The sequence below is a fragment of the Streptomyces roseifaciens genome (assembly GCF_001445655.1).
Taxonomy (GTDB): domain Bacteria; phylum Actinomycetota; class Actinomycetes; order Streptomycetales; family Streptomycetaceae; genus Streptomyces; species Streptomyces aureoversilis.
This window is the reverse complement of sequence record NZ_LNBE01000004.1, coordinates 2099561-2123917: the sequence shown is the minus strand read 5'-3', so window position 1 is coordinate 2123917 and position 24357 is coordinate 2099561. Positions and strand designations below refer to the sequence as shown.

General features: G+C 73.3%; 24 protein-coding genes and 1 riboswitch. Of the genes, 13 read left to right on the top strand and 11 right to left on the bottom strand.

The features are described from left to right. Positions 1-4: 4 nt before the first annotated feature. Positions 5-1240: an MFS transporter gene (locus AS857_RS26805; RefSeq protein ID WP_063804365.1), complete on the top strand. Its 1236-nt coding sequence runs from the start codon at positions 5-7 to the stop codon at positions 1238-1240. 33 nt (positions 1241-1273) lie between these two features. Here the strand turns inward: AS857_RS26805 and AS857_RS26800 are convergent, their stop codons facing one another. Beyond that, positions 1274-1972: a copper homeostasis protein CutC gene (locus tag AS857_RS26800; RefSeq protein WP_058045780.1), complete on the bottom strand. Its 699-nt coding sequence runs from the start codon at positions 1970-1972 to the stop codon at positions 1274-1276. A 59-nt stretch (positions 1973-2031) separates the two neighbouring features. Between AS857_RS26800 and AS857_RS26795 the strand changes: the two genes are divergently transcribed. Beyond that, complete coding sequence (locus AS857_RS26795; protein ID WP_058045779.1) at positions 2032-2694, top strand: HD domain-containing protein; 663 nt, start codon at positions 2032-2034, stop codon at positions 2692-2694. Between the two features lie 77 nt (positions 2695-2771). Here the strand turns inward: AS857_RS26795 and AS857_RS26790 are convergent, their stop codons facing one another. Both AS857_RS26790 and AS857_RS26785 read right to left on the bottom strand, forming a co-directional pair. Beyond that, positions 2772-3038 carry a DUF4031 domain-containing protein gene (locus AS857_RS26790; RefSeq protein ID WP_058045778.1) on the bottom strand — a complete coding sequence of 89 codons (267 nt, stop codon included), beginning with the start codon at positions 3036-3038 and terminating at the stop codon, positions 2772-2774. Positions 3039-3048: 10 nt separating this feature from the next. Beyond that, entirely contained in the window at positions 3049-3417 is a 369-nt protein-coding gene (locus AS857_RS26785; RefSeq protein ID WP_058045777.1) for a hypothetical protein, read from the bottom strand. Positions 3418-3471: 54 nt separating this feature from the next. Here AS857_RS26785 and AS857_RS26780 point away from each other — a divergent pair, with 54 nt between their 5' ends. From AS857_RS26780 to AS857_RS26770, 3 genes are read left to right on the top strand one after another with little or no spacing between them, the layout of a single operon-like run. Then, positions 3472-4440 carry a MurR/RpiR family transcriptional regulator gene (locus AS857_RS26780; protein WP_079110648.1) on the top strand — a complete coding sequence of 323 codons (969 nt, stop codon included), beginning with the start codon at positions 3472-3474 and terminating at the stop codon, positions 4438-4440. A gap of 44 nt (positions 4441-4484) precedes the next feature. After that, positions 4485-5666 carry an N-acetylmuramic acid 6-phosphate etherase gene (gene murQ / locus AS857_RS26775; RefSeq protein ID WP_245700526.1) on the top strand — a complete coding sequence of 394 codons (1182 nt, stop codon included), beginning with the start codon at positions 4485-4487 and terminating at the stop codon, positions 5664-5666. Between the two features lie 7 nt (positions 5667-5673). Next, positions 5674-7227 (top strand): PTS transporter subunit EIIC, encoded by a 1554-nt coding sequence (locus AS857_RS26770; RefSeq protein WP_079110646.1) that lies wholly within the window; start codon positions 5674-5676, stop codon positions 7225-7227. Between the two features lie 90 nt (positions 7228-7317). Here AS857_RS26770 and groL read toward each other — a convergent pair whose 3' ends face one another. The 4 genes from groL to thrC form a co-directional block, all read right to left on the bottom strand. Continuing rightward, the gene (gene groL / locus AS857_RS26765; RefSeq protein ID WP_058045776.1) at positions 7318-8940 is read right to left on the bottom strand and encodes a chaperonin GroEL; all 1623 of its coding nucleotides are present in this window, start codon (positions 8938-8940) and stop codon (positions 7318-7320) included. A gap of 345 nt (positions 8941-9285) precedes the next feature. Then, positions 9286-9492, bottom strand: a complete 207-nt coding sequence (locus AS857_RS26760; RefSeq protein ID WP_030367227.1) for a cold-shock protein — start codon at positions 9490-9492, stop codon at positions 9286-9288. Positions 9493-9915: 423 nt separating this feature from the next. Beyond that, entirely contained in the window at positions 9916-10191 is a 276-nt protein-coding gene (locus AS857_RS26755; protein ID WP_058045775.1) for a ubiquitin-like small modifier protein 1, read from the bottom strand. A 103-nt stretch (positions 10192-10294) separates the two neighbouring features. Then, a complete protein-coding gene (gene thrC, locus AS857_RS26750; protein ID WP_058045774.1) occupies positions 10295-11578 on the bottom strand; it encodes a threonine synthase in 1284 nt (427 codons plus the stop codon). Between the two features lie 17 nt (positions 11579-11595). Beyond that, positions 11596-11739, bottom strand: a riboswitch (SAM riboswitch). A 176-nt stretch (positions 11740-11915) separates the two neighbouring features. Here thrC and AS857_RS26740 point away from each other — a divergent pair. The 3 genes from AS857_RS26740 (at position 11916) to AS857_RS41640 (ending at position 15403) form a co-directional block, all read left to right on the top strand. Next, positions 11916-12863 (top strand): glucosyl-3-phosphoglycerate synthase, encoded by a 948-nt coding sequence (locus tag AS857_RS26740; protein ID WP_058045772.1) that lies wholly within the window; start codon positions 11916-11918, stop codon positions 12861-12863. Between the two features lie 41 nt (positions 12864-12904). Then, a complete protein-coding gene (locus AS857_RS26735; RefSeq protein WP_058045771.1) occupies positions 12905-14386 on the top strand; it encodes an alpha,alpha-trehalose-phosphate synthase (UDP-forming) in 1482 nt (493 codons plus the stop codon). A gap of 96 nt (positions 14387-14482) precedes the next feature. Next, positions 14483-15403, top strand: coding sequence for a hypothetical protein (locus tag AS857_RS41640; RefSeq protein WP_058045770.1), 921 nt, complete (start codon positions 14483-14485; stop codon positions 15401-15403). Positions 15404-15427: 24 nt separating this feature from the next. On the opposite strand, the gene otsB is transcribed toward AS857_RS41640, so the two are convergent. The 3 genes from otsB to AS857_RS26715 form a co-directional block, all read right to left on the bottom strand. Next, positions 15428-16279, bottom strand: a complete 852-nt coding sequence (gene otsB / locus AS857_RS26725) for a trehalose-phosphatase (RefSeq protein WP_058045769.1) — start codon at positions 16277-16279, stop codon at positions 15428-15430. Positions 16280-16310: 31 nt separating this feature from the next. Next, positions 16311-16508: a DUF3263 domain-containing protein gene (locus AS857_RS26720; protein WP_245700666.1), complete on the bottom strand. Its 198-nt coding sequence runs from the start codon at positions 16506-16508 to the stop codon at positions 16311-16313. A 100-nt stretch (positions 16509-16608) separates the two neighbouring features. Beyond that, positions 16609-17892 carry an extracellular solute-binding protein gene (locus AS857_RS26715; RefSeq protein WP_058045767.1) on the bottom strand — a complete coding sequence of 428 codons (1284 nt, stop codon included), beginning with the start codon at positions 17890-17892 and terminating at the stop codon, positions 16609-16611. A 186-nt stretch (positions 17893-18078) separates the two neighbouring features. On the opposite strand from AS857_RS26715, the gene AS857_RS26710 reads away from it, so the two are divergent. From AS857_RS26710 to AS857_RS26690, 5 genes are all read left to right on the top strand, one after another. Next, entirely contained in the window at positions 18079-19035 is a 957-nt protein-coding gene (locus tag AS857_RS26710) for an SIS domain-containing protein (protein WP_058045766.1), read from the top strand. Positions 19036-19232: 197 nt separating this feature from the next. Beyond that, complete coding sequence (locus AS857_RS26705; protein ID WP_058045765.1) at positions 19233-20180, top strand: ROK family protein; 948 nt, start codon at positions 19233-19235, stop codon at positions 20178-20180. Further along, complete coding sequence (nagA, locus tag AS857_RS26700; protein ID WP_058045764.1) at positions 20180-21325, top strand: N-acetylglucosamine-6-phosphate deacetylase; 1146 nt, start codon at positions 20180-20182, stop codon at positions 21323-21325. The genes AS857_RS26705 and nagA overlap by 1 nt, the downstream gene beginning before the upstream one ends. 148 nt (positions 21326-21473) lie before the next feature. Next, entirely contained in the window at positions 21474-22406 is a 933-nt protein-coding gene (locus AS857_RS26695) for a 1-phosphofructokinase family hexose kinase (RefSeq protein WP_058045763.1), read from the top strand. Between the two features lie 42 nt (positions 22407-22448). Beyond that, on the top strand, positions 22449-23276 hold the full coding sequence (locus AS857_RS26690; RefSeq protein ID WP_058045762.1) for a class II fructose-bisphosphate aldolase: 828 nt from the start codon (positions 22449-22451) through the stop codon (positions 23274-23276). A gap of 2 nt (positions 23277-23278) precedes the next feature. On the opposite strand, the gene AS857_RS26685 is transcribed toward AS857_RS26690, so the two are convergent. After that, positions 23279-24232, bottom strand: coding sequence for a carbohydrate-binding protein (locus AS857_RS26685; RefSeq protein WP_058045761.1), 954 nt, complete (start codon positions 24230-24232; stop codon positions 23279-23281). Positions 24233-24357 lie beyond the last annotated feature (125 nt).

The following is a 24357-nucleotide window of genomic DNA, read 5'->3' as shown; positions in this document are numbered from 1 at the left end:
TCCTGTGCGTCTGCGACTGCTTCTGCTCGCCCTCGGCACCTTTGCCGTGGGCACCGACACCATGGTCATGGCCGGCATCCTCGGCCGGGTGGCCGACGACCTCGGCGTCTCCGTCCTGGCGGCCGGCCAGGTGGTGACGGTCTTCGCGCTCGCGTACGCGCTGCTCGCCCCGGTCCTCGCCGCCGCGACCGCCCGCTGGCCGCGCCGCCGCCTGCTGCTCACGGCACTCGCCGTGTTCACCGCCGCGAACGCCCTGAGCGCCCTCGCACCCGACTACCCGACGCTTCTCGCGACCCGCGTCCTGGCCGCCGCCGGAGCCGCCCTCTACAGCCCGAACGCCAGCGCGGCCGCCACCACCCTCGTCCCGCCGGAGCGGCGCGGCCGGGCCATCGCGACCGTGCTCGGCGGGATGACCGTGGCCACGGCCCTGGGCGTGCCGCTCGGCACCTACGTGGGCCGGGCGGACTGGCGGCTGACCATGTGGCTCGTCACCGCGCTCGGTGCCGTGGCCCTGCTGGGCCTGGCCGTCTTCCTCCGCGAACTGCCCGCGCCCGCCCGGACGGTGGGCCTGCGGGACCGGCTCGCCCCGCTGCGCGACGGGCGCGTCCTGGCCGCCGCGGCGACGACCTTCGCCTTCTTCATGGCGTTCCAGTCCGTCTACATCTACCTGGGCACGGCCGTCCACCCGGCGACGGGCGGCGACGCGGACCGGCTGAGCACCATCCTGCTGGTGACGGGCGTCGCCTCGGTCGCGGGCAGCTGGCTCGGCGGCCACGTCGTGGACCGCTGGGGCGTCCGCAAGGTCCTGCTGGTCGGCAGCGTGGTCTCGGCGGTGTTCTTCGCAGCGCTGCCGTGGCTGGGCCGGACGATGACGGGCGCGCTCGTCTACGCGCTGGTGGTGCCGCTCGCAGGCTGGTCGGTCTCGGTGGCCCAGCCCCACCGCCTGGCCTCCCTGCGCCCCGCCGACGCACCGCTGCTGCTCTCCCTCAACAGCAGCGCGCTGTACCTGGGCATGGCCGCGGGCGGCGGGACGGGCAGCCTGGCGATGGCACTCCTGGGAGAGCGCTGGTTCCCGCTGGGGGCGTCGGCGCTGGCGCTGGTGGCGCTGGGGATGTCGGCAGCGACGACGAGGCCGGCTGCGACAGCTGCCGCAGCTTCGGGAGCAGGCCGCACGCGGACCCCGGCCGGGCCCGCAGCCGAGAACCGGGCCCAGCAGAATTCAAGCGCGTCCGGCGTTTGAGGACCGGGGCCCGGGGCGGAGCCCCGGATCGCCCTACGCGTCCAGCGCCTCCCGCCACGTCCGCACCGCACCGGCGTCCACCGGCCCGCCCCACCCGTCCGGCCGAGCGGCGCCGCCGATGTGGAAGGCGGAGATCCCGGCCCCGCGCAGCACCGGCAGGTGCTTGAGCTGCAGCCCGCCGCCGACCATGATCCGCGGCTCGTAGCCGGGCTCGTCGGCCCGGCCCGCCTCCGCGACGAGCGTGGCGAGGCCGTCGTCGACGCCGGCGGCGGAGCCCGCCGTCAGGTACGTGTCCAGGCCGGGCAGGTCGGCGAGCTGCTTGCGCAGGGCGTCGCGGTCGGCCGCCCGGTCGATGGCGCGGTGGAACGTCCAGCGCGCCCGCGGCCCGATCGCGTCGGCGAGCGCGGCGACGGCCGTGAGGTCGGCGCGGCCGTCGTCGGCGAGGAAGCCGAGGACGAACTCCGAGGCGCCTTCCGCGACCAGCGCGCGGGCCCGGTCGCACAGGGCGTCCAGGGCCGCCGCGTCACCCGCGGAGAAGCCGTCGGCGGCGCGCAGCATGACGCGCACGGGGATGCGGACGGCGTCCCGCACGGCGGTGAAGGTCTCCAGGGGCGGGGTGAGCCCGTCCGCGGCCATGTCGGTGACCAGTTCGAGGCGGTCCGCCCCGCCGTCCTGCGCCGCCACCGCGTCCCGCGGACCGAGCGCGATCACCTCAAGAATTGGTCTAGACATATTGCACAGCCTGCCATACGGGGGCCCCGCGCCAAAAGCGGTGCCCCACAATTGGCCCCATGGCAGCTACGACCGAGCACCCGTCCGGCCCCGCCCTGCGCATCCGCTGGCAGGAGACCGTGGACCGCGCCCGCGGCGGCGCGACCTCCCCGGACCCCGGCCCGTACGCCGACGACCTGCTGCGCCGCTGGTCGGAGCCGCAGCGCCGCTACCACACCGTCGATCACCTGGTGGCGGTCCTGGACCGGGTCGAGGAGCTGGCCGCGCACGCCGACGACCCGGACGCGGTACGCCTCGCCGCCTGGTTCCACGACGCGGTCTACCGCCCCGACCGCTCCGAGAACGAGGAGCGCAGCGCCCACCTGGCCGAGCGCGCCCTGCCCGAGCTGGGCATCGGCGCCGCCCGTACGGCCGAGGTCGCCCGCCTCGTACGGCTGACCGTCGGCCACGCCCCGGCGGCCGGCGACCGGGACGGCGAAGTGCTCTCCGACGCCGACCTGGCCGTGCTCGCGGGCTCCCCGCAGGAGTACGCGGCCTACGCCGCCGCCGTCCGCGAGGAGTACGGCTTCGTGCCGGACGCGGCCTTCCGCGAGGGGCGCTCCACCGTGCTGCGGCAGCTCCTGGACCTGCCGCGGCTCTTCCGCACGCCGCTGGGCTACGACCGCTGGGAGGCGGTCGCGCGCCACAACCTCAGCACCGAACTGGGCCTGCTGGCCGACTGACCGCGCACCTGCACGGCCCGCGGCCACACGGGCTACGCCCGCACGGACCACGACTGCACGGACCACGACCGCACCGGCTACGGCCGCTCGTGCTTCGGCCGCCGCAACCCCGCGCCCGCCAGCAGCCGCACCAGCTCCTTGCTGCTCGCCTCCACCGCGCCCAGCCGCACGGCGTCCCCGTAGGACGTCGACGGCACGTCGTAGTGATCGCGGTCGAAAGCGCGGGCGGGAGCGCCGAGCCGCGCGGCGAAGGCGTGCAGTTCGTCGTACGACACATCGCTGATCAGGTGTGACCACATGCGGCCGTGCCCGGGCCAGACGGGCGGGTCGATGTAGAGCGTCATCGGCGGCGCCTCACCGCAGGGCGTCGGCGAGCGAGCCGACGGGTGCGACCAGGACCGTCTGCTTGGTGCAGGCCCAGTGCGGGTCGGGCCCCAGCTCCGGCTCGACCTCCAGGGCGTGCAGGTCACCGGATCGAGTGCAGACCGGGCACAGCGGCCAGCGGCCGTACCGCTCCAGCAGGGCGTCCTGGACGTCCTGGGCTATCAGCCCGACCACGAACCCGGCACCCTCCGGCCATTGCTCGACCCACCAGCGCCGCTGCGCCACCGCGTCCTCGACGAGCGAGACGACATCGGCCTCCGCCACATCACCCGCGACCAGGTCGGCGAGGATCAGGGCGCGCGCCGTGTGCAGCGTTTGTTCGAGCTCCATACGGTCCATTGTCCCGGACAGGGGCGGTTGACGGCTCACCACCCTGAAAATACCTTTCAAAAGGTGAGCAGCAAACTGAAAGAAACTACCGGCGGCGACCGTGCGGTCCCCGCGCCGGCCGACGCCCCCGCCGCGCCGCCCGCCCGCGGCGCCCCCGCCCCCGGTGCCCTCGCCGCCAAGGTCCGTACGCTCGCCCCCTCCATGACCCGCTCGATGCAGCGCGTCGCCGAGACCGTGGCGAGCGACCCCGCGGGCTCCGCCGCCCTCACCGTCACCGGCCTCGCGGAGCGCACCGGCACGAGCGAGGCCACCGTCGTGCGCACCGCCCGCATCCTCGGCTATCCGGGCTACCGCGACCTGCGGCTCGCCCTCGCCGCGCTCGCCGCCGAGCAGGCGGCCGGCCGCGCCCCGGCCGTCACCGCCGACATCGCGGTCGACGACCCGCTGCCCGCCGTCGTCGCCAAGCTCGCCCAGGAGGAGGCGCAGTGCCTGGCGGACACCGCCGCCGCCCTCGACACCGCGCAGCTGGAGGCCGCGGTGGCGGCGCTCGCCGGCGCCCGGCGCATCGACGTCTACGGCATCGGCGCCTCCAACCTCGTCGGCCAGGACCTCGTCCAGAAGCTGCTCCGCATCGGCCTGATCGCCCACGCCCCGGCCGACCCGCACCTGGCCGTCACCAACGCCGTCCAGCTGCGCGCGGGCGACGTCGCCGTCGCCATCACCCACTCCGGCCGCACCACCGACGTCATCGAACCGCTGCGGGTCGCCTTCGAGCACGGCGCGACGACGCTCGCGATCACCGGCCGCCCGGAGAGCGGGATCGCCCAGTACGCGGACCACGTGCTCACCACCTCCTCCGCCCGGGAGAGCGAGCTGCGCCCCGCGGCCATGTCGAGCCGCACCAGTCAGCTCCTCGTGGTGGACTGCCTGTTCATCGGCGTCGCCCAGCGGACGTACGAGTCCGCGGCGCCGGCCCTGTCCGCCTCGTACGAAGCGCTCGCCCACCGCCACGCCCCGCGCTCCCCGCGCTGACCGAAGCCGGCCCGCCCGGCACGCAAGGAAAGAGCCGTCCGCCCATGGCCTCTTCTTCTGCTTCGTCATCCGCATCAGCCGCAGCCGCGGCCGCTTCCCCCGCGCCGTCCGACCCGCCGGTGCCGTCCGGCACGGCCGCCGGGCCGGGCGCTCCCGCGACGTCCGGCGCGGAGGCGCCCGCGCGGACAGGCTCGTCCACGCCATCCGGCCCAGCCACGCCGTCCGGCCCGGCCACGGCATCCGGCACCCCCGCCCCGCCGGGCGCCTCCGCACCGTCCGGCGCCTCGCCGGACCCGGCATCGCGGGCGCGCAGCGCCCTCCGCAGCGAGCTCGCCGCCCTCACCACCGAGGCCTTCCGCCCCGACCTCGCGGACATCGACCGGCTGCCCACCCTCGACATCGCCAGGATCATGAACGGCGAGGACGCCGGCGTCCCCGCCGCCGTCGCGGCCCGGCTGCCCGAGATCGCCGCCGCCATCGACGCCACCGCCGCCCGGATGGCCCGCGGCGGCCGGCTCGTCTACGCGGGCGCGGGCACCGCCGGCCGCCTCGGCGTGCTCGACGCCAGCGAGTGCCCGCCGACCTTCAACACCGACCCCTCGCAGGTCATGGGCGTGATCGCGGGCGGCGCGACGGCGCTCGTCACCGCCGTCGAAGGCGCCGAGGACAGCCTGGAGCTGGCCGCGGGCGACCTGGCCGCCCTCGGTGTCGGCCCGGCCGACACCGTCGTCGGCATCTCCGCGTCCGGCCGCACCCCCTACGCGGTCGGGGCCGTCGAGCACGCCCGCGCCGCCGGGGCGCTGACCATCGGCGTGTCCTGCAACGCCGGTTCGCCCCTCGGCCGGGCGGCCGACCACGCCATCGAGGTCGTCGTCGGCCCCGAGCTGCTCACCGGCTCGACCCGGCTGAAGGCCGGCACCGCCCAGAAGCTCGTCCTCAACATGCTCTCGACGATCACCATGATCCGGCTCGGCAAGACGTACGGGAACCTGATGGTCGACGTGCGGGCCACCAACGACAAGCTGCGTGCCCGCTCCCGGCAGATCGTCGCCCTGGCCACGGGCGCCTCCGAGCAGGAGATAGAGGCCGCCCTGACGGAGACCGGCGGCGAGGTGAAGCACGCCATCCTCGTCGTCCTCGGCGGAGTCGACGGGCGCACGGCCGCGCGCCTCCTGGACGAGTCGGGCGGTCACCTGCGCACGGCCCTCCAAACGGCACATGGGTAGCCGCACCATGGCACCGGACCCTCCGGACGCGCCGGACGACGGCCCGAGAGGGGAGCGCGGCCGCGGCGCCGGCACGGCGGCCGCGCTCCTGCCCCTCCTCGGCGGCGTCGGCAACCTCACCTCCGTCACGAACTGCATGACGCGGCTGCGGGTGACCGTCCGGGACCCGTCGGCCGTCCGGCGCGGCGAACTGCGGGCCCTTCCGGGGGTGCTGGGCATCGTCGAGGACGGCGCGGCCCTCCAGATCGTGCTCGGTCCGGGCGCGGTGGCCAAGGTCGCGCCGGAGCTCGCGCGGCACGTGGAGGCGGCCACCGCGGCAGCGGTCACCGCAGAAACGGTCACCGGAGAGACCGTCACCGGGGAGGCGGTCACCGGAGAGGCCGTCACCGGAGAGGCCGTCACCGCGGAGACGCTGGCCGAGCGCGGCGCGGCGCTCCGGGCCGAGCGCAAGGCCCGCAACGCCACCCCGGCCAAGGAGTTCCTGCGCCGGATCGCCCAGATCTTCGTCCCGCTGATCCCCGCCCTGATCGGCTGCGGCATCGTGGCGGGCCTGGCCGGGCTGCTCGCCAACCTCCACTGGCTGCCCGCGCTGGCCCCCGCGCTGACCGCGTGCGCGTCGGGCTTCATGTCCCTGATCGCGGTCTTCGTCGGCTACAACACGGCGAAGGAGTTCGGCGGCACCCCCGTCCTGGGCGGGGCCGTCGCGGCGATCATCGTCTTCCCCGGCGTGGACCGGGTGACCGCGTTCGGCGAGAAGCTCGTACCCGGCCAGGGCGGGGTGCTCGGTGCGCTGGCCGCGGCCCTGCTCGCCGCGCACGTCGAACGGTGGTGCCGGCGCCGCGTCCCCGAGGCCCTGGACGTGCTGGTCACCCCGACGGTGACGGTCCTGGTCGCGGGCCTGGTCACGCTGTACGGGCTGATGTACGCGGCGGGCGAGGTCGCCACGGCCATCGGGCACTTCGCCGACTGGCTGCTCGCGAACGGCGGGGCGGCGGCGGGCTTCGTCCTCGGCGGGCTGTTCCTGCCGCTGGTGATGCTGGGCCTGCACCAGGCCCTCATCCCCATCCACACGACCCTGATCCAGCAGCAGGGCCACACGGTGCTGCTGCCGATCCTCGCGATGGCGGGCGCCGGCCAGGTGGGCGCGGCCCTCGCCCTCTACGTCCGCCTGTCGCACAACACCTCGGTGCGCCGGACGATCCGGTTCGCAATGCCGGCCGGGCTCCTGGGCATCGGCGAGCCTTTGATCTACGGCGTCTCCCTGCCGCTGGGCCGCCCGTTCGTCACCGCCTGCATCGGCGGCGCGTTCGGAGGAGCGTTCGTGGGACTGCTGGGGCAGCTGGGCGACACGGTCGGCTCGACGGCCATCGGCCCGTCGGGCTGGGCCCTGTTCCCGCTGCTGCAGGGCGGCCACGGCCCGGTCCGGGCGGTGGCGGTCTACGGGGCGGGCCTGCTGGTGGGCTACGCGGCGGGGTTCGTGGCGACGTACGCGTTCGGCCTGAGCCGCGAGTCGCTGCGCGAGCTGAACGCCGGTGGGGAAAGAAGCCCGTCCGGCGACTGAGGGCAAAGGCGGTACGCCCGAGGGCGGCACCCCCTTCGCAGGGAGTGCCGCCCTCGGCGTACAGCGTTCAGGACAAGTGATCCGTCAGGATCAGAAGTCCATGTCACCGCCCGGCATGCCGCCCGGAGCGGCCGCGGCGGCCTTCTCCGGCTTGTCGGCGATGACGGCCTCGGTGGTGAGGAAGAGCGCAGCGATGGACGCGGCGTTCTGCAGGGCGGAGCGGGTGACCTTGGCCGGGTCGATGATGCCCTCGGCGACCAGGTCGACGTACTCGCCCGTGGCGGCGTTGAGACCGTGGCCCGGGGTCAGGTTGCGCACCTTCTCCACGACGACGCCGCCCTCGAGACCGGCGTTGACCGCGATCTGCTTGAGCGGGGCCTCCAGGGCCAGCTTGACGGCGGCGGCACCGGTGGCCTCGTCGCCCTCGAGCTCCAGCTTCTCGAACACCTGGGAGGCCTGCAGCAGGGCCACGCCACCACCGGCGACGATGCCCTCCTCGACGGCCGCCTTCGCGTTGCGAACGGCGTCCTCGATGCGGTGCTTGCGCTCCTTGAGCTCGACCTCGGTCGCGGCACCGGCCTTGATGACGGCCACGCCGCCGGCCAGCTTCGCGAGGCGCTCCTGGAGCTTCTCGCGGTCGTAGTCCGAGTCGCTGTTCTCGATCTCGGCGCGGATCTGGTTGACGCGGCCCTGGACCTGGTCGCTGTCACCGGCACCGTCGACGATGGTCGTCTCGTCCTTGGTGATGACGACCTTGCGGGCGCGGCCGAGCAGGTCGAGACCGGCGTTCTCCAGCTTGAGGCCGACCTCCTCGGAGATGACGGTGCCACCGGTGAGGATGGCGATGTCACCGAGCATGGCCTTGCGGCGGTCGCCGAAGCCCGGGGCCTTGACGGCGACGGACTTGAAGGTGCCGCGGATCTTGTTCACGACGAGCGTGGACAGGGCCTCGCCCTCGACGTCCTCGGCGATGATCAGCAGCGGCTTGCCGGACTGCATGACCTTCTCCAGGAGCGGCAGCAGGTCCTTGACCGAGCCGATCTTGGAGTTGACGATCAGGATGTACGGGTCGTCGAGGGACGCCTCCATACGCTCCATGTCGGTGGCGAAGTACGCCGAGATGTAGCCCTTGTCGAAGCGCATACCCTCGGTGAGCTCCAGCTCCAGACCGAAGGTCTGGGACTCCTCGACGGTGATGACGCCTTCCTTGCCGACCTTGTCCATGGCCTCGGCGATGAGCTCGCCGATCTGGGTGTCGGCGGCGGAGATGGAGGCGGTGGAGGCGATCTGCTCCTTGGTCTCCACGTCCTTGGCCTGCTCGAGCAGGGCACCGGAGACGGCCTCGACGGCCTTCTCGATACCGCGCTTCAGCGCCATCGGGTTGGCACCCGCGGCGACGTTGCGCAGGCCCTCGCGGACCAGGGCCTGGGCCAGGACGGTCGCGGTCGTCGTGCCGTCACCGGCGACGTCGTCCGTCTTCTTCGCGACCTCCTTGACCAGCTCGGCGCCGATCTTCTCGTACGGGTCCTCGAGCTCGATCTCCTTGGCGATGGAGACACCATCGTTGGTGATCGTGGGGGCGCCCCACTTCTTCTCGAGGACGACGTTGCGGCCCTTGGGGCCGAGGGTGACCTTGACGGCGTCGGCGAGCTGGTTCATCCCGCGCTCGAGACCGCGCCGTGCCTCCTCGTCGAACGCGATGATCTTGGCCATGTGAAGTGGTCCTCCCAGGACGGGGTGGAGACTGCTCCGGACCGCACTGGCGCCCGCGACGGACGGCCTGCGTACCCTGCGGTTCCTTGCCCCGCCTGGCCCACGGACCTCACCGACGGTCCAAATCTGTCACTCTCACTCGGAGAGTGCTAAGCCCAATGATTAGCACTCGACCAGGGAGAGTGCAAGCGCCTCGGGGGACGGTCACGCCCACGGGGCGCCGGGAGCAGGGGCCCCAGGCAGCCGTACCCACCCCACGCGCCCCGCACACGCGCGAGGGGCCCGCACCCCGTCGGGTGCGGGCCCCTCTGCAAACCGAGCGAGCCGGTGGTCGATGCGCCGCGATCAGACCTGCTGCAGCTTCACCATGTCCGCCTGCGGCCCCTTCTGGCCCTGCGAGATCTCGAACTCGACCCGCTGACCCTCCTCGAGGGTGCGGTAACCGTCCATCTGAATCGCGCTGTAGTGGACGAATACATCCGCACCACCGTCGACCGCGATGAAGCCGTAGCCCTTCTCCGCGTTGAACCACTTGACGGTGCCCTGAGCCATGCCTAACTCCCCTATTACTGGCCCTTGCGCAGGACCGCACTTCGCGGACCCGGGTCAGACCTCACCCCCTGGCAGCCCAGTGGGTGTGCGCCGGAACGCGTCGACCGCGGCTGAATGTATCTGCACGGATGCCGTCTGCAACAGGTCACTCGGACGAGAATTCCGGGCATGGCCGATCGAGGAAATCGACTGAACTCCGGGTATTTCAGGGCAAGTCGGGCCGGGTATAACGCAACCAACCCGGCATTTCGTGCACACACTTCGCGCACAACTTGACGGGTTCTCATATGCGTTCGGCACTGACGCCGGGCGGGGATCGCCCCAACTGTATCGCGCTCAACAGGCGGAATCGCCCCGTCCGCTTCACGGACGGGGCGATTCCGGGGACGTCGTGCGGCAATAACGGAGGAACCCTGTGAAACCTCAGCCGCCCGCGACGGCGGGGATGACGGAGACGGCGGAGCCGTCGGGGGTGGGCGTCTGCAGCCCCTGCTCGAAGCGGACGTCGTCGTCGTTGACGTAGACGTTGACGAACCGGCGCAGCTTGCCGGCGTCGTCGAGCACACGGGCGGCGATGCCGGCGTGGTTCTCCTCCAGGGACCGGAGCACATCGGCGAGGGTCGCACCTTCGGCGGAGACCTCGGCCTTCCCGCCGGTGTAGGTGCGCAGGATGGTGGGGATACGAACGGTGACGCTCATGGGAGGAGCTCCTTCGAGAACAAGTTGTGGGCAGGCCTTCCGCAGGGCTGGGGGCACCCCCGGACGAAGTTTGGGGGAGGGTGGGCACAACGGCCCGCAGGCGTCAGACGGCAGCAAGCCCCGCGTCGCGGAACGCCGCCAACGACGGCCGGATCGTCACGGTCGGCCCCGCCGCAACGGCGTCGAGCGTCTTGAGCCCGTCGCCCGTATTGAGCACGACGGTCGTGAGGGAGGGGTCGAGCAGCCCACTCTCGATCAGCTTCCGCGTCACCCCCACCGTCACCCCACCCGCCGTCTCGGCAAAGATCCCCTCCGTCCGGGCGAGCAGCCGGATCGCATCGACGATCTCCGGATCGCTCACGTCCTCGACCGCCCCACCCGTCCGCCGCGCAATGTCCAGCACGTACGGCCCGTCGGCCGGGTTGCCGATGGCGAGGGACTTCGCGATCGTGTCCGGCTTCACCGGCCGCACCACGTCGTGCCCGTCCTTGAAGGCGCGCGCGACCGGCGAGCAGCCCTCCGCCTGCGCTCCGAAGATCTTGTACGGGCGGTCCTCGACCAGCCCCAGCGCGACGAGCTCCTTGAGCCCCTTGTCGATCTTCGTGAGCTGTGAGCCCGAGGCGATCGGCACGACGATCTGGTCCGGCAGCCGCCAGCCCAGCTGCTCACAGATCTCGTAGGCGAGCGTCTTCGACCCTTCGCCGTAGTACGGCCGGAGGTTGACGTTGACGAAGCCCCAGCCCTCCCCCAGCGGGTCGCCGATCAGTTCGCTGCAGAAGCGGTTGACGTCGTCGTACGTGCCTTCGATGCCGACGAGGTCGCCGCCGTACACCGCGGCCATGACGACCTTCCCGGCCTCCAGGTCGTGCGGGATGAAGACGCACGACTTGAACCCGGCCCGGGCGGCCGCGGCCCCGACCGCACCCGCCAGGTTCCCGGTCGAGGAGCACGACAGCGTGGTGAAGCCGAAGGCGCGGGCGGCCTCGACCGCGATGGCCACGACCCGGTCCTTGAAGGAGTGCGTCGGGTTGCCGGAGTCGTCCTTGACGTACAGGCCGCCCGTCACGCCCAGCTCGCGGGCGAGGTTGTCGGCCTTGACGAGCTTGGTGAGGCCGGGGTTGAGGCTGGGCTTGTCCGCGACGTCGGCGGGGACGGGCAGCAGGGGGGCGTAGCGCCAGATGTTCGCGGGGCCGTCCTCGATCCGCTTGCGCAGGGCCTCCGAGCCGTCGGCGGGCAGTTCGTAGGCGACTTCGAGGGGACCGAAGCACAGGGCGCAGGCGAAGATGGGACCGAGGTCGAAGCGCTCTCCGCACTCGCGGCAGGAGAGTGCCGCGGCGGGTCCGAGGTCCACAGAAGTGGTAGAGGGTTCAACAGACTGCACAGCCATGGAGGCGAGGCCCTTTCTCCTCATCTTCCTCGCGGCGTACGTCGCCACGAGACGGAATTGGCACCTTCCCCGCCGGGAGCCTCGCCGCATATGCGATGAGACCGGCTGGAGGGTTGCCGGGGCTTCAACGGGCCGTGTCCCTCTGCCCCTCTGGATGAGCGGTATGGCGCTGGGCAGGGCCCAGGCGTTTGTGCACGCGGCGACCCCCGACATAGGACGGCGGTCCGCGTTGTTCAAGACTGTAACGGAAGGGACGGCCCGTTGAGAGGGGCGTCCGCACCGCGAGATGCGTCACAGAACGCGTCGCAGAACGTCCGTGAGACAGGGAGTCGTACACGTGCTGGAAGAGGTGGAGCGCTGGCTGGCCGAGCGGTCCTGGTCCGCTGCTGATCGTCCGCTCGACATGCTTCTGGCCGCCAAACGGGCCTCCGGCACCACGGTGAGCGTCGTCCTGCCGGCGCTGAACGAGGAGCCGACGGTCGGCACCATCGTGGCGACGATCCGCCGCGAGCTGATGTCGGACGCGGTGCCGCTGGTGGACGAGCTGGTGGTGATCGACTCGGGCTCCACGGACCGTACGGCGGAGGTCGCCGCGGCGGCCGGCGCGCGCGTGGTGCACCGGGACGAGGTGCTGCCGAGCCTGCCTGCGCTGCCGGGCAAGGGCGAGGTGCTGTGGCGCTCCCTGCTGGCGACGACCGGCGACATCGTCTGCTTCGTGGACGCCGACCTGCGCGAGTTCTCGGCGGACTTCGTGTCGGGGATCGTGGGCCCGCTGCTGACCGACCCGGGCGTGCACTTCGTCAAGGCGATGTACGACCGCCCGCTGGGCGAGGCCGTCGGCCAGGGCGGCCGGGTGACCGAGCTCGTGGCCCGTCCCCTGCTGAATCTGCACTGGCCGCAGCTGGCCGGTTTCGTGCAGCCGCTCGGCGGCGAGTACGCGGCCCGCCGCTCGCTCCTGGAGCAGCTGCCGTTCCCCGTCGGCTACGGCGTGGAGCTGGGCCTTCTGGTGGACGCGCTGCACACGGTCGGGCTGGGGGCGCTGGCCCAGGTGGACGTGGGCGTGCGCAAGCACCGCCACCAGGACGGGCGGGCGCTGGGCCGGATGGCCGCCGCCATCTACCGCACCGCGCAGCTCCGGCTGGCCCGGGGGCACCTGGTGCGACCTGCGCTGACGCAGTTCGAACGGACCTCGGAGGGCTTCGTTCCGCGGACGTACGCGGTGGACACGGAGGAGCGGCCGCCGATGGCCGGAATACCCGAGTACGCGCAGCGGCACGCCGCGTAAGCGTACGTTTGAGCGGTTCTTCCCGCGGCAAGGCTGGCCACATGGTCGCTGAGCACGTGCACACCGCATCGATCGCCGCCGCGCCGATCGTCGTCGCCTCCAACCGCGGCCCGGTCTCGTACCGGCGCAGCGAGGACGGCACCCTCGTGGCCGGGCGCGGCGGCGGCGGGCTGGTCTCCGGGCTCAGCTCGATACAGCGCGACGCCGAGGGCGGGGCCGCGGTGTGGGTGTGCGCGGCCCTGGGCGAGGGCGACCGCGAGGCGGCCCGCGCCGCCGGCCGAAGACTCCCCACGGACGACACCGGCGGCCACCACGTGCGGATGCTCGACATCCCGCCGGACACCTTCGCCGCCGCGTACAACGGCATCGCCAACTCCGTGCTGTGGTTCGTGCACCACATGCTCTACCAGACGCCCCTGGAGCCCTCCTTCGACCGGGAGTTCCGGACGCAGTGGGCGGCCTACGAGGAGTACAACGCGGCGTTCGCGGACGCCGTCGCCGAGGAGGCCGCGCAGGGCGCCGCGGTGCTCGTCCAGGACTACCACCTGGCGCTCGTGCCGGGCCTGCTCCGGGCGCGCCGCCCAGACCTGCGCATCGGCCACTTCTCGCACACCCCCTGGGCCCCGCCGGACTACTTCCGGATGCTGCCGGACGACGTGGCCGGGCAGCTGCTGCAGGGCGTGCTCGGCGGCGACCGGGCCGGCTTCCTGACCCGGCGCTGGGCCGAGGCGTTCGCCGCGTGCTGCGCGGACGTGCTGGGCGCGGAGGTCGTGCGGGACGGCGAGGGGCGCGCCGCCGAGGTGCGCTTCGAGGGGCGGACGACGCGGCTGGGCGTGCACGGCCTCGGCGCCGACGGGGACTTCCTGCGCGAGCGGGCGCACCGGGCGGACGTCGAGGAGCGCATGGCGGCACTCAGGGCGCAGATCGGCCCGGGCCGCAGGGCGATCGTGCGCGTGGACCGCACGGAGCTGTCCAAGAACATCGTGCGCGGGCTGTACGCGTACCGGCTGCTGCTGGAGGACCACCCGCAGTGGCGCGGCAAGGTCGTGCACGTCGCCTTCGCCTACCCCTCCCGCCAGGACCTCGCCGTCTACCGCGACTACACCGCCCAGGTGGAGCGGGTCGCGCGCGGGATCAACGCCGACTTCGGCACGGAGGGCTGGGAGCCGGTCGCCCTGCACGTCAAGGACGACTTCGCACGCTCGCTGGCCGCGTACCGGCTCGCGGACGTGGCCCTGGTCAACCCCATCCGGGACGGGATGAACCTCGTCGCCAAGGAGGTGCCGGTGGTCTCCGACCACGGCTGCGCGCTGGTGCTCTCGCGCGAGGCCGGGGCGGCGGCCGAGCTGGGCGACGAGGCGATCACCGTCAACCCGTACGACGTGGAGGCCACCGCCCGCGCGCTGCACCTGGCGCTGCTGATGGACCCCGGGGAGCGGGCGGAGCGCACCAAGCGGCTGGCCGCGGCGGCGACGGCGCTGCCGCCGGCCCGGTGGTTCACGGACCAGCTGCAGGCGCTGTGAGCCGGAGTGCGGGCCGCACACCTCCGGACCCCGTCTGAGCGGCCTGCGCTTCGGCGCCCCGGGCTGCCCGCATCCGGGCACGGGTAGCCATGGCGCATGTCAAATGTCCCACGTTGGGCCGTGCTTGCCACGGCGTGCGCCGCCGCCCTGACCGCGGTCGCCGGCTGCTCCTCGGACTCCGCCAAGAACGACGACGACAGCAAGCAGGCCAAGGGGGCGAAGGGCTCCTCCGCGGCGCCGTCCGACCCATCGGCGAACCCGTCGGCCAACCCGTCGTCCAACTCGTCGGCCAATCCGTCGGCCTCCTCCGCCGCCTCCGGCGGCGCGCCCTCGGGCACGCCGCGCACCGGTTCGCCGCCCGCCCGCTCGGCACCCGCAGGCTCGGCACCGGCCGGCTCGGCACCGGCCCGTTCGGCGCCGGCCGGTTCCCCGACCCCACCCCCGCCGAGCGGATCCATACCGGTCGGCCCCGGGCCGCAGCCGTCCTACGCCGTCCAGCAGCAGCCCGCCGCCGGCAGCTGCCACTACCGCTTCACCCCGGCCAAGGAGCCGCTCCCCGACCCCGCGTGCACCCCCGGCGCGACCAACCCGAAGGTCACCCGGGACACGCTCAAGACGACGATCTGCCGCAGCGGCTACACCGCCGGCATCCGGCCGCCCACGAACATCACCAGCCGCCAGAAGACCGCCAACGCCGCCGCGTACGGCTACAAGGGGCCGCTGGGCGACGCCGAGTACACCCACCTGATCGGCCTGCAGCTCGGGGGCGACCCCAACGACCCGCGCAACCTGTGGGTCGTGCCGCCCTCCCCCGGCCGCAAGGCGGTGAAGGGCGCCGGCAACCCCAAGGACGTGGTGGAGACCAGGCTCAAGGACGCCGTCTGCTCGGGCAAGGCCGACCTGGTCAAGGCCCAGCAGGCCGTCGCACGCGACTGGACGACGGCGCTCGACGTCCTCGGCGTCCCGGGCAAGCCCGCCAAGGGCGGGACGACGAGCCTCCCGGACGACGACGGCTGAGCGGACGACGGCCGGACGAGCGGGTCACTCCGCCGCGGGGCCGAGGCGGGCGGCGAGGGCCGTGAGCAGCTCCACGACTCCGCCCGGGCCGTCGACGACCAGGTCGGCGCGGTCCGCGAGCTCGGCGACCTCGGAGCTTCCGCTGCACACCAGCAGGCCCGGGAGGCCCTCGGAGCGCAGCTTCTCCACGGCCGCGAAGGCGGCCAGGTCGCCGAGGTCGTCACCGGCGTAGAGGACAGCGCCCGCGCCGCTCTCGCGCACGTACGAGGCGAGGGCGGCGCCCTTGTCGACGCCCGGCGGCCGCAGTTCCAGGACGAGCCTGCCGGGCTCGACGATCAGCCCGTGCCGCTCGGCGAGGGCGGACAGGGGCTCGCGCAGGGCGTCGAAGGCGGCTTGCGGGTGGGCGGTGCGCCGGGTGTGGACGGCGAGGGCCCGGCCCTTGTCCTCGATCCAGGCACCCCGGCCGAAGCCCGAGCCCGCCACGATCCCCGGCAGCTCCGCGCGGGCTGCCGCGACGCCGGGGGGCGGGGCGTCGGCGGTCACGGCGCCGGTCGCCGCGTCCCAGCGCTCGGCGCCGTACTGCCCGAGGACCACGAGGCGCTCCAGGCCCGCGGCCCCGGCGAAGCCGCCGTAGCGCACCGCGACCCCGGCCGGGCGACCGGTGATCACGGCGACCGAGCCGAGCCGGGGGGCGAGCCGCGCCAGCGCGGGCACGGCGCCCGGGTGCGCCCGGGCCTGCTCGGGGTCGGGGACGATCTCGGCGAGCGTCCCGTCGAAGTCGAGCGCGACGACCGCGCGTTGCGGACCGGCCAGCAGGGCGGCGAGCCCTTCGCAGCCGGCGGGGGTGACGGGGACGGGGAGGGAGGGGCTGCCCATGGGGCCGACCCTACTGGCTGGGCACCGCCGGCTACCGGCGTTCGCGGCGGGCGTCCCGGATGCGCCGCAGCCGGTTGACGGTGACCGGATCGTGGGCGAGGGCCCGCGGGTCGTCCAGGAGGGCGTTGAGCAGCTGGTAGTAGCGGGTCGGCGTCATGCCGAGCCGCTCCCGCACGGCGCGCTCCTTGGCGCCGGGCCCGGAGAAGGCCCGGCGTTCCAGGGCGAGCACGGCGAGGTCGAGCTCGGAGAGCCCGCGCTCCGGGAGCGCCTGCTCGGGGAGGTCCCCCTCGGAGGCCTCGCCGGGCTGTTCGTCGCTCACGCCGCCCAGCCTACTTGCCGTTGCCGGCCAGCTCCGTGGCGTCGGCCTCGCGCTGGATCTCGCCGAGGACGCTCGCGGGGTCGCCGCCCTTGACGACCACCGAGCCGATCTTCTCCTTGAAGGCCTTGCTGACCTTCGCCCAGGAGGTCTTGTCGACGGGGTAGAACTCGGCGTTCTCCAGCTGCTCCAGGAACGGCTTGAGGTGCTTCTTGCCGCTGTCGCCGGCCATCTTCTCGGAGGCGCTGGTGGTCACCGGCAGCAGGTCGTACTGGTTGGTGAAGCCGAGGACGTTCTTGGTGGTGTAGACGAAGTCGAGGAAGCGGCCGATCTCCTCGCGGTGGCCGCTCGCCTTGAACGCCATGATCCAGTCGGCGACGCCCATGGTGGCCTTGGCCTTGCCGGACTTGCCCGGCAGCGGCGCGGTCCCGTACTTGATGCCCTTGGCCTCGGCCTGCTTCATCAGCGTGGGGTGGCCGTTGAGCATGCCGACCTCACCGCGGCAGAAGGCGTCGAAGACGTTCTGGCGGTTGGTGCGGGAGGGGTCGAGGGAGCCGGTGAGGCCCTTGCCGACGAGCTCGTCGCGCAGCCACTCGAACGTCTTGACGTTCTCGTCGGAGTTGATGGTGTACGTACCGTTGTGGTCGGTGTAGCCGCTGCCGCCGCTGAGCATCCACATCATGGTCTCGGCGGGCGCCTCCTCGGGACCGAGCGGCAGCCCGTAGGGAACCTTGACCCCCGCGGCCTGGAGCTTCTTGGCCGCGGCCTGAAGCTCGTCCCAGCTCTCGGGGGCCTTGGCTATGCCGGCCTTGGCGAAGAGGGTCTTGTTGTAGAAGAGCAGCCGGGTGCTGGAGACGAACGGCAGGCCGTACTGCACGCGGGCCACCTCGCCCGCGCGGGCGATCGGGGCGATGATGTCGGCCTGGGTGGGGATGGTCAGCAGCTGGTCGGCGCTGTAGAGCTTGCCGGCGGCGGCGAAGTCGGCGTACGCGCCGATCTGCGCGATGTCCGGGGCCTTGCCGGCCGCGACCATCTCGGCGACCTTCTTGTCGACCTCGGTCCAGCTCAGGACCGAGACGTCGACCTTGACGCCCTTGTTCTCGGCCTCGAAGGCGCGGGCGAGGGCGTCCCAGTACTTCTGGGAGCCGTTCGCCTCGCTGTCACCGTAGTCGGCCGCGACGACGCGCAGCGTCTTGCTGCCGGAGCCACTGTCGCTCCCGCACGCTGTCAGCGCGGGCGCCAACGCCGCCGTGGCGGCACCTGCCGCCGTCAGACCCAAGAACCGCCGCCGCTGCACTACTGCTTCCCACCTTCGTGGTTTGTGATCGTCCTGAGCGTCCGCTGAAGACCGTGAGAACCGTGAGTTTCCCCCGCGGGTCACCATACGGTCCAGCCGACTCCGGTTTCGCTTCGGTATCGCCCTTCCCGCGCGGGGCGGGGGCTGCTATGCACGGAGATCACCGGTGGAAGGAGAAGAAAGCGCATGTCCGAGCCCTCTCTCACCCCCTCTCTCACCTCTGCGGAGATCACCACTCAGCCCGCCTGCTGGCGGCGCGCGACCGAGGCCGCGGCCGGGGCCGGGGCCGGGGCCTCGGCGCGCGCGACGGGCCTTCCACGCCCCGGGGAGCGGGTGGCCGTGACCGGCTGCGGCACCTCGTGGTTCATGGCCCAGGCGTACGCGGCGCTGCGGGAGGCGTCGGGGCAGGGGGAGACGGACGCCTTCCCGGCGTCGGAGTTCCCGGTGATGCGCACGTACGACCGGCTCGTGGTGATCACGCGGTCGGGGACGACGACGGAGGTGCTCGACCTGATCGAGGAGGTGCGCGAGCGCTGGGAAGTCTTCGCCCTGACCGCCGACCCGGCGTCGCCGGTGGTGCGCGCGGCCGACGAGGCCGCGGTGCTGGACTGGGCGGACGAGGAATCGGTGGTCCAGACCCGCTTCGCGACGACGGCGCTGGCGTACCTGCGGGCGGGCCTGGAGGCGAGCGGCGCGCTGCCGGCGGGGGTGAAGGGGATGGCAGAGGCGGCGACGGACGCGGAGACGGCGCTGAAGGACCCGCTGCCTCCCGAGGTGCTGTCCGCCGGTCAGTGGACCTTCCTGGGCGCAGGCTGGACGTACGGCCTCGCGCAGGAGGCGGCACTGAAGATGCGGGAGGCGGCGGGCGCGTGGACGGAGGCGTACCCGGCGATGGAGTACCGCCACGGCCCGATGGCGATCACGGCCCCGGGCCGCGTGGCCTGGCTCCTGGGCACCGCCCCGGCGGGCCTGGAGACGGACATCTCCCGCACGGGCGGCACCCTCGTGGCGGACGGCACCCGCCTGGACCCGATGGCGGACCTGATCCGCGCCCAACGCCTGGCGGTGGCGGTGGCGGAGTCCCGCAACCTGAACCCGGACACCCCGAAAAACCTGACAAGAAGCGTAATCCTGAACGACTGACCGGCCTTGGCCCGCCCTGACCGCCGGGCGGGCCCTCCCCGCCGCCGCGGCGGATTCACGCGGCCCGGCGCGAACGTCATCGCGTTCCGCCTCGTGGGTGGGCGGGCGGGCACGGGGACCCCGCCGGAGGCGGGGAAACACCCACCCACGGGCGAGTGGACTAGACCTTTCGTGTGCGGACACGCGACACTGTCCCCGTGAGACACGTCATCGCGCTCGACGTAGGCGGCACCGCCATCAAGGCCGCCCTGATCGGCCCGGACCACGAACTGCTGCACGAGGCCCGCCGCCCGACCGGCCGCGACCGGGGCCCGGACGCCGTCATAACCGGCATCCTGGACTTCGCCGCCGAGCTCGCGGCCACCGGCGAGGCCGCCTTCGGCGAGCCCGCGGCCGCGGCGGGCATCGCCGTGCCCGGCATCGTGGACGCCGGCACCGGCACGGCCGTCTACGCCGCCAACCTCGGCTGGCGCGACGTCCCCCTGCGCGATCTGCTGAGCCGCCGCCTGGGCGGCACCCCCGTGGCCCTCGGCCACGACGTCCGTACCGGCGGCCTCGCCGAGGGCCGCATCGGCGCGGGCGAGGGCACGGACCGCTTCCTGTTCGTCGCCCTCGGCACCGGCATCGCCGGCGCCATCGGCGTCGAGGGCCGCATCGAGGCCGGCGCCCACGGCGGCGCGGGCGAGATCGGCCACGTCCGCGTACACCCCGGCCCGGATGCCCGGCCGTGCGGCTGCGGCGGCCGCGGCTGCCTGGAGACCCTCGCGTCCGCCGCCGCGGTCAGCCGCGCCTGGGCGGAGGCGAGCGGCGACCCGGAGGCCGACGCCGCGGACTGCGCGCGCGCCGTCGACGCCGGCGACCCGCGCGCCCGCGCCGTCTGGCAGGAGGCCGTCGACGCCCTCGCGGACGGCCTCGTCGTCGCCCACACCCTGCTGGACCCGCGCACGCTGATCGTCGGCGGCGGCCTCGCCGAGGCCGGCGAGACCCTCTTCGCCCCGCTGCGCGCGGCGATCGCGGAGCGCATCACCTTCCAGCAGCTCCCCCGCATCGTCCCGGCGGCCCTCGGCGACGCCGCCGGCTGCCTGGGCGCGGGCCTGCTCGCCTGGGACCTGCTCACCACCCACCTCACGGAGGTTTCCGCCTGATGGTCGAACGAACGGTTCTCGCCGGCGCCCGCGTGGTGCTGCCGACCGGCGTGGTCGAGGACGGGCGGGTGACGGTCGAGGGCCGGCGGATCGCCGCGAACGAGAGCGGCGAGCAGGCCACGCTCGACCTCTCGGGCCACTGGATCGTCCCCGGCTTCGTGGACATGCACGTCCACGGCGGCGGCGGCGCGTCCTTCTCGGCGGGCGACCCCGAGGAGGCCCTGACCGCGATCCGTACGCACCGCGCGCACGGCACCACGACCATGGTCGCCTCCACCGTCACCGGCGACCTGGACGACCTCGCCCGGCAGGCGGCCGTCCTCTCCGAGCTGACCGAGCAGGGCGACCTGGCGGGCATCCACTTCGAGGGCCCGTTCATCTCCCCGCACCGCTGCGGCGCCCACCAGCCGGAGCTGCTGCGCGACCCGCAGCCGGCGGACGTCCGCAAGCTGGTCGACGCGGCGCGCGGCGCGGCCCGCATGATGACGCTGGCCCCGGAGCTGGCGGGCGGCCTCGACTCCGTCCGGCTGCTCGCCGAGCACGGCGTCGTCGCCGCCGTCGGCCACACGGACTCGTCCTACGAGGCGACCCTGGAGGCCATCGAGGCGGGCGCGACCGTCGCCACCCACCTCTTCAACGCGATGCCGGGCCTTCTGCACCGCGCCCCCGGCCCGATCGCGGCGCTCCTGGAGGACGAGCGGGTCACCGTCGAGCTGATCAACGACGGCACGCACCTGCACCCCGCCGTCCTGGAGCTGGCGTTCGCCCGCGCCGGCGCGGACCGGGTCGCGTTCATCACCGACGCGATGGGCGCGGCCGGCATGAGCGACGGCATGTACCCGCTCGGCCCGATGAGCGTCGAGGTCAAGGACGGCGTGGCCCGGATCGCCGACGGCCCGACGGCGGGTTCGATCGCGGGCTCGACGCTGACCCTGGACACGGCGTTCAAGCGCGCGGTGACGATCGACAAGCTGACGGTGGGCCAGGCGGTACGGGCCCTCTCGGCGAACCCGGCGCGGCTGCTGGGCGTGGCCGACCGGGTCGGCTCCCTGGAGCCCGGCAAGGATGCGGATCTGGTCGTTTTCGACGCCTCGTACGACCTGGTGGGCGTCATGCGCAAGGGCGAATGGGTGGTCAGGCCCTAAGTGCACTGATTTCTCCCGCCCTTGACGCACGGCCGCACTCCGGCCGGAACAGCGGCGGCGGTCCCGAGGTCTGGGCCTGCCGCCGCTGTTTTGGCATGATCGCTCGCGGTCGACGGTCCGGTTCATTGGTCAAGGGAGGGAGACGCCGGTGATCCTCACGGTCACGCTCAACGCAGCGCTCGATCTGACCTATCGCGTCCCGCGGCTGCAGCCGCACGCGTCGCACCACGTCACGGCCGCCGCCGAACGGCCCGGCGGCAAGGGCGTCAACGTGGCCCGCGTCCTCGCCGCCCTCGGCCACACCACGGTGGTCACGGGCTTCGCGGGCGGCACGACGGGCGAGACCCTGCGCCGCCACCTCGCCGAGGGCGCCCCCGGCGGCGGGGCGGAGCTCGTCGACTCCCTCGTCCCCATCCTCGGCACCACGCGCCGCACGGTCGCCGTCGTGGACGCCTCCACCGGCGACACCACCCAGCTCAACGAGACCGGACCGGACGTCACCGCCGAGGAGTGGGCGGCGTTCACGGACACCTACACGCGCCTGCTGCGCGAGGCCCGCGCCGTCGCCCTGTGCGGGAGCCTGCCGCCGGGCGTACCGGTCGGGGCGTATGCCCATCTCATCCGGCAGGCGCGCGCCGCCCGCGTCCCCGTCCTGCTGGACACCAGCGGCGAACCGCTGCGCCGCGGCATCGCCGCCCGCCCCGACCTGGTCACCCCCAACACGGCCGAACTCGCGGCCCTCACCGGCTCCACGGAGCCCCTCCGCGCGGCCCTGGACGCCCGCCGCCGCGGCGCCCACGCCATCGCCGCGACGCTCGGCCCGGAGGGCGTGCTCGCCGTGACCCCCGACGGCCGCTGGCACGCGGCCCCGCCCCACCGCCTCACCGGCAACCCGACCGGCGCCGGCGACTCCGCCGCGGCCGGCCTCCTGTCGGCGCTCGTCGAGGGCCTCCCCTGGCCGGACCGCCTGACCCGGGCCGTGGCCCTGGCCGCGGCCACCGTAAAGGCCCCCACGGCAGGCGAATTCGACCCCGCGACGTACGAGGACGTGCTGCCGCACGTGAAGGTCACGGCGGCCTGAACCCGCCCCCGAGGGGGCGCCCCGACGGAAGGACCACCGGCCATGCCACTCGTCCACACCAGGGAACTCATCACCGCAGGCCGCGCCCTGTGCGCTTTCAACGTCATCACGGTCGAACACGCCGAAGCCATCGCGGCCGGCGCGGAAGCCGCGAACCGCCCCGCGGTTCTGCAGATCTCGGAGAACGCCGTCAAATTCCACGGGGGACGACTGGGCCCCATCGCCGCCGCGACGGCGGCGGTGGCGACCGCCTCGTCGGCGCGCCTGTCCCTCCACCTGGACCACGTGGAGAACGAGGCGCTCCTGCGCCAGGCGCACGCCCACGGCTTCAGCTCGGTGATGTTCGACGCCTCGAAACTCCCTTACGGAGACAACGTCAAAGCAACGGCGGAAGCGGCCCGTTGGGGCCACGAACGCGACATCTGGGTGGAGGCGGAACTGGGCCGCGTAGGCGGAAAGGCGGGCGACGCGCACACCCCGGGCGTACGCACTGACCCGGCGGAAGCGGCGGCCTACGTGGCGGATACAGGCGTCGACGCCCTGGCCGTGGCGGTGGGCAGCGCCCACGCAATGACGGAACGCACGGCGACCCTGGACCACGCCCTGATCGCGTCCCTACGGGCCGCCGTCCCCGTCCCCCTGGTCCTCCACGGCTCGTCGGGCGTCCCGGACACGGAACTCCGCCGGGCGGTCGCCGCCGGAATGACGAAAATCAACGTGGGCACGGCCCTGAACAAGGCCTGCACAGGCGCGATCCGCGCCTTCCTGGAAGCCCACCCCTCCACCACGGACCCGCGCAAGTACCTGACCCCTGCGCGGGCTGCGATGACGGAGACGGTCGCGGGATTCCTCCGGACCGTCTCCGGGTGAGGTCACGCGCCGCCGGGCTGCAGCCAGACCTGGTCGATGTGCACGTCGCACTTGTTGCCCTGCTCGCAGGACATCTTGATGGTGTTCTTGCCCGGCTTGAGCGTGACCTGGGTCCAGGAGTTCACCCAGAAGTTCACCCACTCACCGGGCTTGGCATTGCCGAAGTTCTTCATCTTTATGGGATAGGAGGCCGTGGCGCCATTGGTGGCGACCGAAAGGTCGTTGTCCGTGCCGGGCACTCCGTAGGTGGCGTACAGCCGGTAGTCGCCACCGCTGGGGACGTCCACCTCCCACTCGATGCCGGCACCCACCTGATTGATGCCTACGTACGCACCGTTCTCGGCCTTGGCTCCGTGCACCTCATGCGACGTGGCGGCGCTGCCGACCAGCCTCAGGCTCGACGCATCCCGCTTGAGCTTCCCGACCGCCGACGGGTTGTCCGGCTCCTTCTTCTTCTCCGGGTCCTTGGACGGCTTCTTCTTGTCCTCGTCCTGCGACTGCTTCTGGTCGCCCCCGGAGGACGCCTGAGTGTTCGTGTCGTCACTCGTGCCGCTGTTGTTCAGCATCGCCACCGCGATGCCGCCCGCCACCACCGCGACGACGGCTATGGCCGCCACCAGCAGGCCGGTCCGCTTCGGCCGGGAGCCGCCGCCGTGACCACCGTGGCCGCCGTGGGACGCCGGCTGCCGCGGGAGGCCGCCCGGCAGGGTCTCCGGCGCCGCATAGTGCGGCGACGGCTGCTGAGCGTGCGGCGGCTGCGGCTGCGACTGCGGCTGGCGCGGGCCGTACTGGCGTGAACCGACCGTCCGTACCTGGTTGTACGAAGTGCGGGGGACGCCCGGCTGCGGCGCGGCCGGGGCGTTGTCGTGAGGCCCCTCGCCGCCCTCCGAGCGGTACAGGTGCGCGAACGGGTCGTCGTTCTCCGGCGTACCCGTGCCGTTATTACCGGCCGTCATCCCCTGTCACTCCCAACCTGTGGGCCCATCGCCCACTGGCCAAATCTTTGCGTTCGATTTCACGGTAGGCGGCGGTGCCGCGTTGGCGCAGCCTACCGCGACGCGGCGACACCTCGCGGTGCGTG

What these genes read in the sequence shown, in the direction of transcription:
- AS857_RS26800 (WP_058045780.1), bottom strand. Translation starts at nt 1,972, where the DNA reads ATGTCTAGACCAATTCTTGAGGTGATCGCGCTCGGTCCGCGGGACGCG.
- AS857_RS26795 (WP_058045779.1), top strand. Translation starts at nt 2,032, where the DNA reads ATGGCAGCTACGACCGAGCACCCGTCCGGCCCCGCCCTGCGCATCCGC.
- AS857_RS26790 (WP_058045778.1), bottom strand. Translation starts at nt 3,038, where the DNA reads ATGACGCTCTACATCGACCCGCCCGTCTGGCCCGGGCACGGCCGCATG.
- AS857_RS26785 (WP_058045777.1), bottom strand. Translation starts at nt 3,417, where the DNA reads ATGGACCGTATGGAGCTCGAACAAACGCTGCACACGGCGCGCGCCCTG.
- murQ (WP_245700526.1), top strand. Translation starts at nt 4,485, where the DNA reads ATGGCCTCTTCTTCTGCTTCGTCATCCGCATCAGCCGCAGCCGCGGCC.
- AS857_RS26770 (WP_079110646.1), top strand. Translation starts at nt 5,674, where the DNA reads ATGGCACCGGACCCTCCGGACGCGCCGGACGACGGCCCGAGAGGGGAG.
- groL (WP_058045776.1), bottom strand. Translation starts at nt 8,940, where the DNA reads ATGGCCAAGATCATCGCGTTCGACGAGGAGGCACGGCGCGGTCTCGAG.
- AS857_RS26760 (WP_030367227.1), bottom strand. Translation starts at nt 9,492, where the DNA reads ATGGCTCAGGGCACCGTCAAGTGGTTCAACGCGGAGAAGGGCTACGGC.
- AS857_RS26755 (WP_058045775.1), bottom strand. Translation starts at nt 10,191, where the DNA reads ATGAGCGTCACCGTTCGTATCCCCACCATCCTGCGCACCTACACCGGC.
- thrC (WP_058045774.1), bottom strand. Translation starts at nt 11,578, where the DNA reads ATGGCTGTGCAGTCTGTTGAACCCTCTACCACTTCTGTGGACCTCGGA.
- AS857_RS26735 (WP_058045771.1), top strand. Translation starts at nt 12,905, where the DNA reads ATGGTCGCTGAGCACGTGCACACCGCATCGATCGCCGCCGCGCCGATC.
- AS857_RS41640 (WP_058045770.1), top strand. Translation starts at nt 14,483, where the DNA reads ATGTCAAATGTCCCACGTTGGGCCGTGCTTGCCACGGCGTGCGCCGCC.
- otsB (WP_058045769.1), bottom strand. Translation starts at nt 16,279, where the DNA reads ATGGGCAGCCCCTCCCTCCCCGTCCCCGTCACCCCCGCCGGCTGCGAA.
- AS857_RS26710 (WP_058045766.1), top strand. Translation starts at nt 18,079, where the DNA reads ATGTCCGAGCCCTCTCTCACCCCCTCTCTCACCTCTGCGGAGATCACC.
- nagA (WP_058045764.1), top strand. Translation starts at nt 20,180, where the DNA reads ATGGTCGAACGAACGGTTCTCGCCGGCGCCCGCGTGGTGCTGCCGACC.
- AS857_RS26690 (WP_058045762.1), top strand. Translation starts at nt 22,449, where the DNA reads ATGCCACTCGTCCACACCAGGGAACTCATCACCGCAGGCCGCGCCCTG.
- AS857_RS26685 (WP_058045761.1), bottom strand. Translation starts at nt 24,232, where the DNA reads ATGACGGCCGGTAATAACGGCACGGGTACGCCGGAGAACGACGACCCG.